The sequence below is a fragment of the Methanocalculus pumilus genome (assembly GCF_055382585.1).
In genome coordinates, this window is record NZ_AP042393.1 from 1,992,374 (window position 1) to 2,008,768 (window position 16,395).

Below are 16,395 nucleotides of genomic sequence, written 5' to 3' on the forward strand. Positions count from 1 at the left end.
TCATCAACTTCCAGACACTCCCAAGAGGGTGTTATTGAAGTCAATTAATTGATAGTTTAGTGAGGTGTATAGGAGTATGAAGATTGACAACAAGGTTTTTTTCCTCATCCTTCTCCTTTCATGCGTAATCGGTGTCGCATACGCGGGAACAGGAGAGCAGGGAGATGAAGGATCATTTGTATGTGAAGCATGTCTGGGGATACCATCCGGCAATCTGCCGGATACAGGTTCCGCGAATGCAACCGATATCGCATATATACGGATGGACAATCCGGATGAAAGACCTCCGGCATCCCTTCAGGTTGATTCGATGCCGGTTGCCAGAAGAGAGTTCGTCCAGGGAACACAAACACTCACCTTCGGAACGTATTCAGGATATAATCTTGATCAATATCTCTTTTATCCAAATACCATAGACTTCCCAATCGAGGTGGATCTCCAAGGCTCCTCAATTGAGAGTGCAAAACTTATCCTTAGGGTATGGGATGTGGATGCGTTGGGAACACCTACTTATCCACCAGAGGTTGATAACGTCTATGTCAATGGCGTCTATGTAGGCAGGCTCGATGGGGCGAATGACCAGTGGAGTATAAATACATTCACCCTTGACCCGGCACTTCTCCAGAATGGGGCAAATCAGATTCATATTGAAATCGATGTTCTTACGAAGAAAGAGTGGGCTGTTCAATGTGATTATGGTGAACTTATTCTCGACGTATCAGAAGGCCCAACCATTAATGAAATCACATTTTCACCCAGCATACCGGTTACTGATAAAGAGACCACATTTACTGTAACGGTCAATGAGGTTCCCGGTTATGAGATTACCGGTTATGAATGGGACTTTATGGAGGACAATCAGTACCCTTCACCTCTTGATGAAAGGCTTGGAGGAAAGAACGATCCCACCAACCCCCAGAAAAAGATCTGGAAATCAGGAAAATATGGTGAAAAAAGGCTGGAGGTAAAACTCTTTGGTAAAAAGACTGACGAAACCGAACCCTATGAACTGGATCGACAGGAGATCGTGTTTAAGGTCTTCTTCCCAATGGGAGGACCAGCCGATTATAAAACAAATACCAGAGCATCACCCCTGAACTGGGCCAAGGATCAAACAATTACTGCTAATGAACCAAACTGGTATCATTACTGGAAAGCAGATGGTGCAGTTGAGAAGATTGACGAGACGATATATGATCCAGCAACAGATGGCGCCGGCTATTACGATTCATCTTCAGATACGTTGGCCCTTGGCAAGATGGCACCGCGGTTATGGAAGACGGTTACGCTCACCACAGGGCTTCATCCATCTGGAGAGACCATAGGTGGAACAGTAGGTATCACCGGTGCAACTGCCACAGTCTTCCATGAGATTCATCACCAGACGATCAGTGATGAAGCAAAATTCTCTGGACTTGCGGATTCAGACTATAATCTGACGGAGTTGAGATATAACTATATCAGAAATGGAGTACGGTACTACTCAAAATCAAATGACAAACTGCCGGATGCATTTGAGAACGGGACACTCACAACAACCTGGGAGCCCAAAGGTTCGCTCACGAATATCTCGCACACCGACAGCTATGGAATGCGAGGCCACTTTGGAGGGAGTTATCTCACATACGGGGACAATGAATACCTCTGTTACCGCGAAGAGAATAGAGCTATTGGACGGGTTCAAGGTACCAGTGCTAAGTATGATTATACAAAAGACTGGTCAGATGGTAGCAGGATGGCAGAAGAGCAGGCAGCAGCATACTCAACTGCATCCATTGAACAGATCCAGTCTATTAACAGAGATTCAACAGAAGAAATAATTTTAATTACAGAAGAAGCTGGCATCTCAGAGTTTATCAGTTATAATGACTATGGTGTTGACACGACAGGAGACGGATTATTCAATACACTCAATATTGATGTAACATATAGTGTGGAATATCCGGGAGTCTATAGCATTGCCGGAGATCTTACAGCAGATGGAATGGTGATTGCAGGAACTGCACATCTTGCCGAACTTGAATCGGCAGGAACATATCAGGGAACCCTAATCTTTGATGGAGCAACCATCCAGTCATCAGGAAAGAATGGCCCATATCATCTGAATGTACGTCTATCTGAATCAGGAGGAAGAGAGAAGTTCCTTCTGGATGATCGAATTGATGCACATACCACAGCAGCTTATCTCCTCTCCCAATTCGAGGGAGCACAGATCGGCCTCTCAGGATCATATACAGATTCCGGTATTGATCTCAATGGAGATGGTGTGTATGATACCCTAAGAGTAACAAGCGGACTTACCGTAACAGAACCAGGCACCTATCAGATATCGGCAGAATTGTACAAAAATGACGATTTTATCACCACAACATACACCGAAGCCACATACAGTATCGGTAGCCAGACTGTTGATCTCTCATTTGGTGGAAAAGTTATTGGAACAAAAGGAATTGATGGCCCTTATGAACTCCGCAATGTTGCTGTGAGAGACAGCGGAGATGTCCTGATGGATTATGCCGCATCGCCCTACACGACCGGCATCTATTCAGCAGCAGAATTCAGATCTGGTTTTCTCAGTTTTTTAGGAAATTATTCGGATTCTGGTATTGATGAAACCGGAAGTGGAAAATTTGATAAACTCAGAATTGTTGTTCCGGCTCAGGTCACAGATGCCGGAACATACACAATAACGGCGCTCCTGCTGGATCAAAATGGCAATAAAATTAAAACTGTAACCACCAATGTCCTTCTTGGAACCGGAGAACAGACAATTCCGCTTGATTTCAGCGGAAGAACCATCAGCAGCCATGGAGCTGATGGCCCCTTCATCCTTGCCTCCCTCTCTGCTGAGACTCAGACCGGAGCCATTGCAGATAGTATAGCAACTGCATATACAACCAACCCATACCTGGTCACCGACTTCGAAGGATCTGACATCTACCTGACCGGTCATTATTCAAGTGTGGGCGTTGATACCGACGGAGATGGCTTATATGACTATCTTGACATTACACTTGGCGTATTCGTCACCACTGGTGGTACCTATCGTGCAAATGCCGTCCTTGTCGCTCCGAATGGAAATGAGATTGAATGGGTTGCGATAAACGAATATCTCCCCGCCAGCTCCATAAACAACATGACATTCAGGTTCAATGGACAAAAGATAAATGGAGCTGGAGTAAGTGGATCATTCAGCCTGAATGATCTGAGCATCTACCATTCAAGCGATCAAACGCAGCGCTTCACCAAAGATCAGGTTTATTCTACTGGAATCTATGCATATACAGACTTTGAACAGGCAGGAGTGATAACAGGGGTTGTGAAAACAGAGTATGGGGTGCCGGTTGGATCTGCAAACATTGTCATTTCAGGTGTCTCTTCAACGACATCGGATGCTGATGGTTACTACTCATTAGGGGTCACATCAAGTGGAACCTATACTGTCACCACTAATCCGATTGAGACATATCTCTCCGTCAATACAACCTCAATCATGGTAAGTGCCGGAGAAACAACCGTGCACAATCCAATACTTGCCTCAAGTCTTGATAAACCGACCATTCTGTCAGTAACTCCAGAGGTTGCTCCGAACACCGATTCAACTGCCGTTACCATCGAAGGTACCGGGTTTGTATCAGGTGCTACAGTAAAACTCACCAGGGCCGGGGAATCAGATGTTGCGGCAACCGGCGTTACTGTTTCTTCCGGCACTGTGATCACCTGCACACTACCCCTGAACGGAGTAGAAACCGGAACATGGAGTCTGGTGATCACAAATAAGGATGGACAATCCGGTGAGCTGACTGATGGATTCACTGTAGAAAGTCCTCCGTTAACCGAGTTGAACGGGGTCTATCGGGGTGGGCAATGGATTATACGAAACCCGGACACTGGGCAGGTTCTGCAAAGATACTCATTTGGAACACCAACGGACATCCCGGTCGTAATTGACGGAAAAACAGCAGTATATAGAAACGGACAGTGGATTGTAAGAAATCCGGACACTGGGCAGGTTCTGCAAAGATACTCATTTGGAACACCAACGGACATCCCGGTCGTAGTTGACGGAAAAGCAGCTGTCTATAGAAACGGACAGTGGATTGTACGAAACCCGGATACAGGGCAGGTGCTCCAGAGATACGCATTTGGAACACCAACGGACATACCCATCGTAATTGACGGAAAAGCAGCTGTCTATAGAAACGGACAGTGGATTGTACGAAACCCGGATACAGGGCAGGTGCTCCAGAGATACGCATTTGGAACACCAACGGACATACCCATCGTAATTGACGGAAAAGCAGCAGTATATAGAAACGGACAGTGGATTGTACGAAACCCGAATACTGGACAGGTTCTACAGAGATACTCATTTGGAACACCGACTGACAAGCCTGTCACTGGTATCATCGTCTGAGAAAAAGAGAGAATATCCTTCTTCTCTTATTTTTACTATACCGCTCCAGTCATTATCTCACAATTGGTTTAAGTATGCCAGAATAGAGAATTAAAGATAAAAGAGAAGGGGAGATCGAAACATCCACTTCAGGGATGCCCCTTCATTGAGAATAATTTATCTATCGAATTCCGGCCACCGGAATATCTGAGGGGAGACCATACTGTTCTCTGACTCCATCTTTGATGAGCCAGAAACCGTTTCGGTAGACACCGATCTTACCATCCACTACAACAGGGATGTCTGTCGGAGTACCCCACCGGACTCTCTCATCGACACCTTTGATGATCCAGAGACCGTTTCGGTAGACACCGATCTTACCATCCACCACAACGGGTTTGTCAGTTGGTGTCCCAAACTGTTCCCGTGTACCATCTTTGAGGAGCCACCAGCCGTTCCGATAGACGCCGATTGTTCCATCCACCACAACAGGGATGTCGGTTGGTGTACCCCACCGGACTCGCTCATCAACACCTTTGATGATCCAGAGACCGTTTCGGTAGACACCGATCTTACCATCCACTACAACCGGAATATCAGTTGGTGTACCGTAGTTTGTTCTGGTTCCATCCTTGAGTATCCACCAGCCATTTCGATATACTCCATACGTGCTTGTGACCGGGACATCTGTCACCGTAATGTAATCTACCTTCGTTTCACTATCACTCCCACCGGCATTGGTTGCCGTCAGCCGGATCGAGTACATCCCGGCGGAGGTGAACTGATAAGAGGGATGTTGCGATGTCGAGAACTCAGTCCATCCACTCCCGGTAGTATTGTATTCCCATTTCCAGGAGGTTGGAGTGTTCGTGGACTGATCAGTGAACTGCACCGTCAGTGGAGCGGTGCCGGTTGTCGGGGTGGCGGTGAACGCGGCAGTGGGAGCTGGCGGCGGTGCAGTAATGAAGTTCGCTTCAAGATTCCGATCTCTGGTGACGGTGAATGTATATGAGGGTTGTGAAGAGATTAAGGACCCCCCCTCTCTCCATTCTTTAAACTCCCATCCAGCATTCGGCGTGGCCGTGACAGTTACCTCTCCACCAAGGGTTACATTACCGCCACCTGTGACAGTTCCAGCACCAGTAGGAGTGGCTGTAACTGTAATCGTAGCCATCGGGCCCGGTGTCACCCTTGTCAGATACGGATATCCATCATTCCTGGACTGTGGATAATCGATATCCTCTGCCCAGACTGCGGTAAAATCCCAATTTCTATATGTTGTCGACCCATCGTGGGGGTAGGTCATCTGGGCAGTTGTTCTCCCCATAACCTCATCGGCATTTCCGGCACTCGCACTCTTTTCAGAGGATTCAGTATCCCAGTAACAGCGAGAGTACGTCACTCCCGCGGTGCTTGCACCAATAAAACCGCCACCGGATCCGATAACCTGGCCAGTACTGTATGAGTGGGAGATCCAGGTCGGAGCTGAACGAACATTCCCGACAAGACCACCAACATCCACCCCTCCGGTCACATCTACCCGACTATAACAGTTATTAATTATCGTCCCGGTATCTGATATCGCACCTGCAATTCCACCGACATAACGATTACCCAGAACAATCCCGTTTACGCCGACAGATCTGACTTCGTTACCAAAACCAAGATTTCCTGCCATAGCTCCAGAATAATCATCTCCCTGAACAACGGCACCATCTATAAAAATATCTCTAAAATCACTATCTTCAGCTAACCCGGTTACAGCGCCGCAATAGTCTCCAGCCTGTAGAGACAGGTTCTCAAAAGCAATCCGCTCAAATCTGGCACCATCACTCATCCCGAAAAGCCCCATGTAATCAGTTCCCGGACGGCTGATAACGAGATTGTTCAGGCCATGCTTATTATGAACCTCACCAAACGGGTTTTCGAGCGAACCTGTGAATGGATCACCAGGTGAGCCAATCGGCTCCCAGCCACGCCCAAGATCCCAGGCAACTGTTGGTGTGAGATCAACATCGCATCCGAGCCGGTAATCCGCTGATACATCCTTGCGGATTGCATTGAGTTCATTGACATCTGTGATGATGTATGGGTCAGCAGGAGTTCCGCTACCATCAAGTGAGCTCAGGGACACATCCACCAGACCAGGATAGCTCATCAGATCCATAAACTCAGGATATCCATTATTCATCTGCCAGAGGGAGAAGAAGTTGTAGTGTGGGAATGTCGCCTGCTTCTGCATCACAGCAGTTGTTCTCCCCATAACCTCGGCACCCCCGGCACTCGCACTCTGTCCGGAAGATTCGGTATCCCAGTAGCAATCCCTGGCTGAGCCAGGAGATTGAGCCAGGAAGCCGCCTGTAATCGAGTCCCCGACCACCATTCCCGCACTATATGAGCGGTAAATCGACCCCGCAGACTCCCCGGCAAACCCGCCGACAAAAGTGTCACCCCGGACGGAGGAGTGGCTATAACATTCAGAAATGATACTGCCAGACAATATAGTCCCTGCAACTCCACCAACCCGGCTACTACCACTCACCGATCCTTTTGTGTAACAGTGACGCATCTCTCCCTGGTATTTTCCGATCATACCCCCGGTCGAGGCGCCTCCCAGAACAATCCCATCATACGAAACAAGATGGAGAATACCATCATCAAATATCCCGGCGAGACCACCCGATGTATCCCCCCCCTGGATATTTGAATCCTCAATAATGAGCTTCTGTATCGTTGAACCATTACAGACTCCAAACAGACCCTGATCGGGAGTATGGGGTTTGTTCAGTGCCAGATGTAGAATCCGATGCCCGTTACCATCCAATGATCCGGTGAATGGATCACCAGCTGAGCCAATCGGCTCCCAGCCACGCCCGTAATCATACCTGACATATGATGTAAGATCCAGATCATTCCAGATCCGATAATGTGCTGTAAGGTCCTGGCGAGTTGCATTGAGTTCATCGGCTGTGGTGATAATGTATGGATTTGCCTGAGTGCCAGAACCTGCAAGTGAACTCAGAGGCACATATACCGGGTCAGGATAGCTCATCAGATTCATAAACTCAGGATATCCGCCATTCATCTGCCAGAGGGAGAAGAAGTTATAGTTCTGGAAGGTCGCCTGCTGCTCCATCTCGGCACGGGTTTTCCCCTCTCCCCCGTCACTCGTCATCTTGCCAGAGCCCTGGATATCCCAGTAACAGTCCCTTACATCTCCATAGTTATTACCGATAAAGCCACCAGAATCGGTTAGTCCAACCACTCCTCCCGTGCTGTACGACCGATAGATGGATCCAGAATTCTGGCCGACAAAGCCGCCGACATATCTCTCACCCTTGACAATCCACGCATGGCTATAACAATCCGAGATGATGGAGTCCCCCGACGTTGTTCCTGCAAACCCACCAACAGATGAGATCCCAGTTATAAAATCAATATTATTTACAGAACCTCCAGAGTATGAGTGCCGCACCTCGCCATCGATATGCCCCGCAAGACCTCCTGTCGGTGCTATACCTACCACATCAACAGCGGCTGATACATAGTGAAGCCTACTCCTCTCAATTCTCCCGGCTAAACCGCCGATATTTCCCATATCCGACTCAACCCTCCCCGTCACCCGGATATTTTCAGCTTTCGTATTCTCCATCAGCCCTGCAAGGCCGCCACTGCGCCCCCCCGCTTTCACCGAAACGTCCTGAAGATGGATATCTCGAAGGGTAGCACCACGTGTAGACCCAAAGAGCCCCTGATACCAGGTATCCGGCCTATTGATGACCATACCTTTGATGGTATAACCATTGCCATCATATGATCCGGTAAAGGCATTCGGATATGTCCCGATAGGAACCCAGCCATCTCCCGTGGCATATCCAATAAGATCAATATCTGCAACCTGCCGGAAGTGCTTATCAGGATGGTTGCGCACCTGATTCAGATCAGCCGCTGTGCTGACAAGATAAGGATCTGACAGTGTGCCACTACCGCCGGAAAACTGATCAATCATTATCGCTTCATCATCCTGAATCGGCTGAACTGGAGATCGGCTATCTCCACTCAAAACAGATTCATTGGCTGTTGCTTCTGCCGATACGATCCCGATGAACATGCAAATGGCAAAAAGACAGACAAGACAGAGTACCTTATTCATGATAGACAAGATATTCACCCATAGCTATTCCGGTATCCCAGTCATACATCAGTACAACGACAGCCGGAATCATTACGCTTTCATATGGCGTAGCTCAATATAATATTATTGAGAGAGAGTAATTCATTAATTGGCACCAGCCACCAATCATCAGGTGATAGTATCCGTAATCCCCTGTAAATTTAATTAAGGCTCTGTACCAAGTTAGAATTACAAAAGAGGAACAGAGCCATGGATATATACGATTTAGCAGAAGATTATCTTTCCGATCCAAACGGTGCAATGCAGACCCTGCTGACCACCTTCATGAACATGGTTATGCGCTGTGAGGCTGAGCAGCAAGCCGGAGCAGGGTATTATGAGCGTTCTGAACACCGGACCGCCACACGGAACGGGTATTCAGAACGAGGTTTAAAAACACGATACGGCGACATACGGCTTCAAAAACCTGAGTTTCGTGAGAAGCCATTCCAGACAATTATCTTTGAGCGATACTCACGAGTTGAACGCGCTCTTATTCTTGCAATCACCGAGTCGTATATCAACGGTGTCTCGACCCGAAAGATCAATGAAACGATGAAACACTTCGGGATCACCAACATCTGTCCGGATACCGTCTCCAGGATGGCCAAGGAACTTGACGGTGTTGTACAAGAATTCAGAAATCGTCCAATCGAGCATTCTTTCCCGTATTTAATCGTTGATGCAACGTATCTCAAGGTCCGTCGCGGTACCCGTGTCGTATCTCAGGCTCTTCTCATCACAGCCGGGATACGGGAGGATGGGTTCCGTGAGATACTCAGTATCGACCTGATGGACAGCGAAGGTGAAGCCTTCTGGTACGAACATTTTGAGATGCTCAAGGAGCGTGGTCTCCACGGAGTACAACTTCTCATCTCTGATGGACACACAGGGATTCAGAATGCAGTTCAACGAGCTTTTCTCGGTTCTAGCTGGCAGATGTGTCATGTCCATATGCACAGGATCATCAAATCCAAGGGGATCAGGAGGTGCGATATAAAAATCGTTGTTGAGATTGTCAGAAATGGAATTCAGGGAGATTTCCAGGCTCTCCAGAGTGCCATACAACAGTTGGAAGAGATGGGATACAAGAGTGCTGCGGCAAGTCTTGAACGGTTCTCTACGGACCCTCTCAACTACCAGGCGTTTCCTGAAGAGCACTGGAAACGTCTCAGGACAACGAATATGCTGGAACGCGTGAATCTTGAGATTAAGAGGAGAACACGAAGTATTGGGGCGTTTCCAAATGGTGATTCAGCGATGCGTCTTATAGGGTCGATCCTGATTGATATCAATGAAGACTGGCTCTGTGGCAAACGATACCTGACGATATCGCCTCCTGTCGATGAGATGACCAGATCGCCCAGAGAATGTCCTGCAGCCGTTCAATAGTCCTGTCCACGAACTGCCGTTGAATCCCCGCAGAAAAGGAATGACGGGTGACTGGTGCCCTGTGGCTGCATGTGGTCGGGGGTGGGTGAGCCCACCCCCTTGTCGTGAGGATAGCCCGCTGTACTGGAAGAGAATTTGCGACAGCCAATTGTTGCACATAATGTTTAATATAGAAGAGATCGAATTGGTGTTAGGTACAGGTCTTGCCTAATTTACAGGGTGATACTGACGTGCGACAAGAAAGCTATATCAGGGATTGCGGGCAAATCCGCCGTCCCATCTGTCTGGGAATGTTCCTACCATGGCATGCGCCCCTGGTAACGGGGGTGTGTGAAGCCCATGGGACAACGTGGAGAAGAATAGAACCCTGATCTGTTTAATCTGCCAGGAAAAGAGCGCCATGGAGAAGCAAACGCTGAATCATTGTGAAAGGGTCGTTACGCCCAACAGGCGAAACCAGGGTGATACCACGCCTGAACCAAAAAGGTAGGGAACACGGTCATTATGGTGTCAGTGCAGAATGACAGACAGACAAAATGTTCCCGGCTCAAAGATGACTCCTACAGCGTTCACAAGTATCTCTGATATGGAACTTGGAAACCCGTATGCACTCCTCAATCGGGGTATGGAGGTCGTGAGGCCAACAGAAGATGTAGACGGAACAGGATATCCCAAGAAGTGAACGCCCGCTTGTAATGAGCGGGATAGAGGCGATTGCCTCGACCTGAAAGGGTGCTGACGTGGGACAGGTATTCCGAAGCAATGAAGGAAGGTATAATGATGAAAGTATGTCATTCAACGACGCACAATTTGCGAGAAGCATACTGACAGGGATCATACCCGGCAAGGGAACTCCATCGACTGGGATAGAACTAAATCCACTGTTAATCGAATACATATCCGGATTGCAAAGGCAACACAAGGAGGGGGAAAAAAACCTACTTTGCGTTACCGCCCAGCAATGGGTAAAGGAATGCGTGAGCCGGATGCGATGAAAGTCGCACGTCCTGGTTCTTGGAAGACGGGGCGGGAGTAATCCCGCCCTGTTTTTCAACACAACCACCATGTCCGGGTGAAGGAGATCTGTGTGCACGATGAACGCGTGAGAAAATTCAGAGAGAAGAAGAAAACATTCGCTCTCCTGACAAATCATCACGAATCGGATATGGATGACAGGTCCGTGCTCCGGCATTACAAACAGCAGCACATTGTCGAGAATATTTTCCGGACAATGAAATGGTCGGTTATGGCAGACCGGATCTATCTGAATAACCCAAAACGGATCGATGCCATGATGACGATCCTGTATGTTTCGTATCTTGTGATGGGGATTCTGCAGATGGTTGCACGGATGAATATCAGGAACCTGCCGGAGCCGCCCAGGATCTATATCGATAATAAACCCCTGAAATCTCCAACCGCGGCGTTTCTGATACATTCTCTCGGCTTATTCAATATTCTCACCGAAGATGGAAACCGCCAGATCACAGGTGTTACTGAACGGAACAGGTATCGTCTTTCGGTTCTGCTCTATCTGATTGGCATGGGTTCAGAGGAAGGAGTATCCTGATTACTTCCTGAGTACATCCTAATCGCTCCCGGTGATGCACACGACGATAGCTGACGGCATGGATGTTCTGCAGGGTTGAAAAGAGGCAGAAGTCATCAGGATGGTGAGAGTGAGTGTTTATCTTGCCGGGAGAGAGATGAGAAGGGATCGAATGTCGGACTAATTGACTCTTTTTAGCCTTTAGGGGATTCTAATTCAGCTCTTTTGCCTCAGAGGGTGCGGATTCTAAATTTTACTATACCGCTCCAGTCATTATCTCACAATTGGTTTAAGTATGCCAGAATAGAGAATTAAAGATAAAAGAGAAGGGGAGATCGAAACATCCACTTCAGGGATGCCCCTTCATTGAGAATAATTTATCTATCGAATTCCGCCACCGGAATATCTGAGGGGAGACCATACTGTTCTCTGACTCCATCTTTGATGAGCCAGAAACCGTTTCGGTAGACACCGATCTTACCATCCACTACAACAGGGATGTCTGTCGGAGTACCCCACCGGACTCTCTCATCGACACCTTTGATGATCCAGAGACCGTTTCGGTAGACACCGATCTTACCATCCACCACAACGGGTTTGTCAGTTGGTGTCCCAAACTGTTCCCGTGTACCATCTTTGAGGAGCCACCAGCCGTTCCGATAGACGCCGATTGTTCCATCCACCACAACAGGGATGTCGGTTGGTGTACCCCACCGGACTCGCTCATCAACACCTTTGATGATCCAGAGACCGTTTCGGTAGACACCGATCTTACCATCCACTACAACCGGAATATCAGTTGGTGTACCGTAGTTTGTTCTGGTTCCATCCTTGAGTATCCACCAGCCATTTCGATATACTCCATACGTGCTTGTGACCGGGACATCTGTCACCGTAATGTAATCTACCTTTGTTTCACTATCACTCCCACCGGCATTGGTTGCCGTCAGCCGGATCGAGTACATCCCGGCGGAGGTGAACTGATAAGAGGGATGTTGCGATGTCGAGAACTCAGTCCATCCACTCCCGGTAGTATTGTATTCCCATTTCCAGGAGGCTGGAGTGTTCGTGGACTGATCAGTGAACTGCACCGTCAGCGGGGCATCGCCGGTTGTCGGGGTGGCGGTGAAGTTGGCGACAGGGGCGGGTGTGGGAGGCAACGCAACACTAACCTCTACTTCATCAAATAACGGTCCATAAGCTAACGGCACAGGTTCCTGAACACGGATTGTGAAGGTCTGATCTTGCGTGGTTGCCATTGTCTCAAAACCAACTGTTCGTACACCTGCATTATTGGTTGTGACCTCAGCATAGAATGGCGAGTTAGCGACAATGCCGTTCGGGGTATCCCCTCCAACAGTCTGACCAGTGGTGAAGATATAATTACCTACTATATTACCTGGAGAACCAACTCCGGCATCAAGATGAACGCCCTGCTGACCAGCTTTAATCTGTGGTACTTCATTTACAGCAAGTGTTGAGGTTCCCTTTGTCCATAGAGCATACGCCGTATTGGGTCTGCCAGTGATGGTTACTGCAAAGTCGTTACCTCTGATAACCGTATCGGTATTGGCAGTTATAATAAGGTCATCTTCTGCAACTGTGATTGAGTAAGTCCTCGATATGGTTTTACCAACGATATCATAATTGTCATTCATCCCGTTCGCATTACAGGAAACTGTAACTGTATATGTACCAGGAATATAAATTGAATTACCTGTATCCCAGATACCTGTTGCCCAGAAAACGCCCGTAATTAATTGTGGATTGCTTACGATATTGACAGCCAGGGGGTTTATGAATCCAGTATCATCAATCAATGATGTATAAACGACACCTAATGGATCAGTGACCTTTACGGTGACTGGAGCACCTGTCGATGCTGGATCTGTGTTTCGCTGTATGAAAGCATCCAGATTCGAGTCGATTCTGAAACGCAATACCTCGCCCTTTGAAATAATACCGTCATTCTTAATATTGCCACTTGTATCGAGGATTTTAATATCAAGCGAGGGATCAGCAACAATGAACCGTTGTGTGCGGGTATGTAAATCATACCAGAGCCCAACCTGCATGCTCGTAGCAACATAGAAGTGTGTAGTGCTACCTATAACCTTCGTTGCTGCTGGAGAGTCAAATCTCGGATCCGATCCTGCTGCAAACCAGGCAATCGTATCCCCAACCACAGCACCGGTTGCAACGATATCCAGCCCCCCCTCACCACGGAAAACGGTGTCGCCTGGTGCTGCAATGACATTAATTCCTGAAGTTTGGGGTGAGTGAGCCGTAACTACAATATAATCATCCCATATCAGGGTGTTACTCCCCCCGGCATTCGTTGCCGTCAGCCGGATCGAGTAGGTTCCAGCAGAGATAAACTGATAAGACGGATTCTTCGATGTCGAGAACTGTGTCCACGCACCTCCGGTGCTGTACTCCCATTTCCAGGAGGTCGGGGTGTTTGTGGACTGATCACTGAACTGCACCGTCAGTGGAGCGGTTCCTGTGGTGGGTGACGCGGTGAAGGCGGGAGTTGGTGGTGTTGGTGAAACACCCGGATAGATATATCTAATTCCATCTCTATCACCGCTATGCAGGGTTCGTTTGCTTTCTCCGGCACCCCCCCTCCCATACATTACCTTGGAGGTATCGGAAGGATAGCCAGCCAGATTGCCATAAAGATCAGCAAGGCCAACCCAGTGACCAAGCTCATGGAGAGCGATCGATTCGATATCATATTGCCCGGATCCGGGGTTTGTTGACCAGCTGTATTGTGTATTGAATCTGATATCAGTTTCAAGGATCGTGGAACCACTTGACCATGTGGAAGCCTGTGCCAGAACTCCCGCCGGTACAGTAGATGTCCACATAATCTCATTCTTTCCGTTCCTTGAAAGATCAGTTGCGGTAGTTGGACCTGCATATTCATACACAAATGATGAGCCCTGAACACCCGTCCATGTTGATGAAGCAGCCTGAACCGCAGTAAGAGCATCTGAAGATAGGGGATTCACATAGTACGGTACGACCGGTGATGTTCCAGCCCACTTAATCCGGCTCCATCCAAATGGAACAGAGAGAGAATATGGTCCAAACTCAGTACTACCATCATCATGAAGAATGTACACAGGACCGCTGCTCGCTGATCCGCGGTAATAGTACCCCCTGTAGGCGGTTCCGGTAGGAACATTACAGACTACCTGTGTATCTGACCAGGAAACGATCGCATCGGGGTTGAAATCCTGCCATCCCGAACCCGGAACCCATCCAGTACCATAAATCCAATAATCGGTACCAGAATCGGTGACAAAATAAAAAGCGAAATCCGCGTAACTCTCGCGTGAAGCTTTCGTTCCAAATCCCGATCCAGTAATTGTTATTGCTGTCCGGGTTCCTGCCGATGCTGTTGTTGGGGATAGAGAATCAATTGTCATCTCTGCCGTACCAATCGGCTCAGGAAACGCTGGTTGGATAATCCATGTAGCAGTTTCATCTCCATCCAGAACGGCATTCACCGCCTGCTTGAAGAAATCCTGCGTTACCACACCCATCTCCTCTGCATCTATCGGTGACCGCTTTGTAGTCACAGAGTGTTTATAGAAATGCACAACTCCCTGTGACAGGCCTACTGTCTGATAGCTGCCATCCGGCTGCTGTTTTAGAAATAATCCGACCTCCTCTCCAGGGAAGAAGATCGGGACATGAGTTACAGTCTGCGTAATCTCACCAACTGTTCCACCTTCAAAGACCATAACCTGAGGGGCTGACAGATCACCTGCAAGCATATTATTAACCGAGAAGGAGACAATCGTCTCAATCCCGGTTTTATCCTCATTCCATCTGCTCTCAGCAGAAGTGATCGTTCCAGTGAGAATGGCATCCGACTGGCTGACCATATAAGATGGAGATAGGTCAACCATAATCGCGTGCACAGGAAAAGCAATCATTGTGAGAGCACAGAATAAAAGAGTCAGAACAAAGGTCCTTCTCACTCTCGATTGGTGTATTTTGTCTATTATCATCATATACAGCCTCCAATCCAATAAGAAATCAGTCAATTCCAGATCAAGATACTATACTGCTTATAGAGACTTTGATTCAAATTTAGATTTCCCCAGACGCTCATGATCTTTCGAAGGATATTGCCATCTTCATTATAAATTAAAGCAGGATTAGGCAGTAAAATGGACTGAGAATTATCATTGTAACCTTTGAGAATTGTATAGACTTGTTGTTCAAACAAATCAGGGGATGCTCGAGTATGCCTCCATGACTTTGACAATGATTTTTCTGCAAGAGGAATGAGCCCCTGGGATAAACCAACTGTTCTGTATGTGCCATCTGGGTGTTCATTCAAGAATAATCCCAGATAATCGCCCTTAAAAACAATCGGCACCCCCTCAACCCACTGGGTAACATTGCCCACAGTTCCCCCATCAAATATAAGAACAGGATCGTTCGGCAGATCGCCAAGGATTATTCGATCAACTGAAATGATCACCTCGGTTAGAATACCAGTACCATTATCATTCCATCTACTCTCAACCGATATGACATTTCCCGTCACTATCGCGTCTGAATGCTCAATAAGATATGAATATGGGAGATCGATCATCATACCGGTTGCGGGAGATGAGACCATCATAACAACAAATAAAAGAATAAATGCCATGAGCATGGCTTTCATGCATCTGAGATACGACATACCAACCATCAGTATCACCCATCCTATTACCAATCCAGGAACAATTGAAGCGTATTTGGAGGTACAGAGAACTCCAGTTATTATTAAGGTAAATATTGCCTTAAACCCTGATAATACCGATAATTCAATAATTCCTCCTTGACCCGGGAGAAGATAAGCATATGGGGCCATCCAAAGCC

Annotated in this window: 7 protein-coding genes; 4 read left to right on the forward strand and 3 right to left on the reverse strand. The window is 47.7% G+C overall.

Features of this window, described 5'->3' with window-relative positions:
- The first annotated feature begins 76 nt into the window (after nt 1-76).
- Nucleotides 77-4,417 (forward strand): hypothetical protein, encoded by a 4,341-nt coding sequence (locus ACZ44I_RS10550; RefSeq protein WP_464550108.1) that lies wholly within the window; start codon nt 77-79, stop codon nt 4,415-4,417.
- Nucleotides 4,418-4,577: 160 nt separating this feature from the next.
- Here ACZ44I_RS10550 and ACZ44I_RS10555 read toward each other — a convergent pair whose 3' ends face one another.
- Entirely contained in the window at nt 4,578-8,549 is a 3,972-nt protein-coding gene (locus ACZ44I_RS10555; protein ID WP_464550106.1) for an InlB B-repeat-containing protein, read from the reverse strand.
- Between the two features lie 231 nt (nt 8,550-8,780).
- On the opposite strand from ACZ44I_RS10555, the gene ACZ44I_RS10560 reads away from it, so the two are divergent.
- The 3 genes from ACZ44I_RS10560 to ACZ44I_RS10570 all read left to right on the forward strand — a co-directional run bounded on the left by ACZ44I_RS10560 (nt 8,781) and on the right by ACZ44I_RS10570 (nt 11,532).
- Entirely contained in the window at nt 8,781-9,962 is a 1,182-nt protein-coding gene (locus ACZ44I_RS10560) for an IS256 family transposase (RefSeq protein ID WP_464550104.1), read from the forward strand.
- Between the two features lie 520 nt (nt 9,963-10,482).
- Complete coding sequence (locus tag ACZ44I_RS10565) at nt 10,483-10,644, forward strand: hypothetical protein (RefSeq protein ID WP_464550103.1); 162 nt, start codon at nt 10,483-10,485, stop codon at nt 10,642-10,644.
- A gap of 405 nt (nt 10,645-11,049) precedes the next feature.
- Nucleotides 11,050-11,532, forward strand: coding sequence for a hypothetical protein (locus tag ACZ44I_RS10570; protein WP_464576529.1), 483 nt, complete (start codon nt 11,050-11,052; stop codon nt 11,530-11,532).
- A gap of 356 nt (nt 11,533-11,888) precedes the next feature.
- Here the strand turns inward: ACZ44I_RS10570 and ACZ44I_RS10575 are convergent, their stop codons facing one another.
- The gene (locus ACZ44I_RS10575) at nt 11,889-15,431 is read right to left on the reverse strand and encodes a DUF3821 domain-containing protein (protein WP_464576531.1); all 3,543 of its coding nucleotides are present in this window, start codon (nt 15,429-15,431) and stop codon (nt 11,889-11,891) included.
- A gap of 134 nt (nt 15,432-15,565) precedes the next feature.
- Nucleotides 15,566-16,387, reverse strand: a complete 822-nt coding sequence (locus ACZ44I_RS10580; RefSeq protein WP_464550098.1) for a hypothetical protein — start codon at nt 16,385-16,387, stop codon at nt 15,566-15,568.
- Nucleotides 16,388-16,395 lie beyond the last annotated feature (8 nt).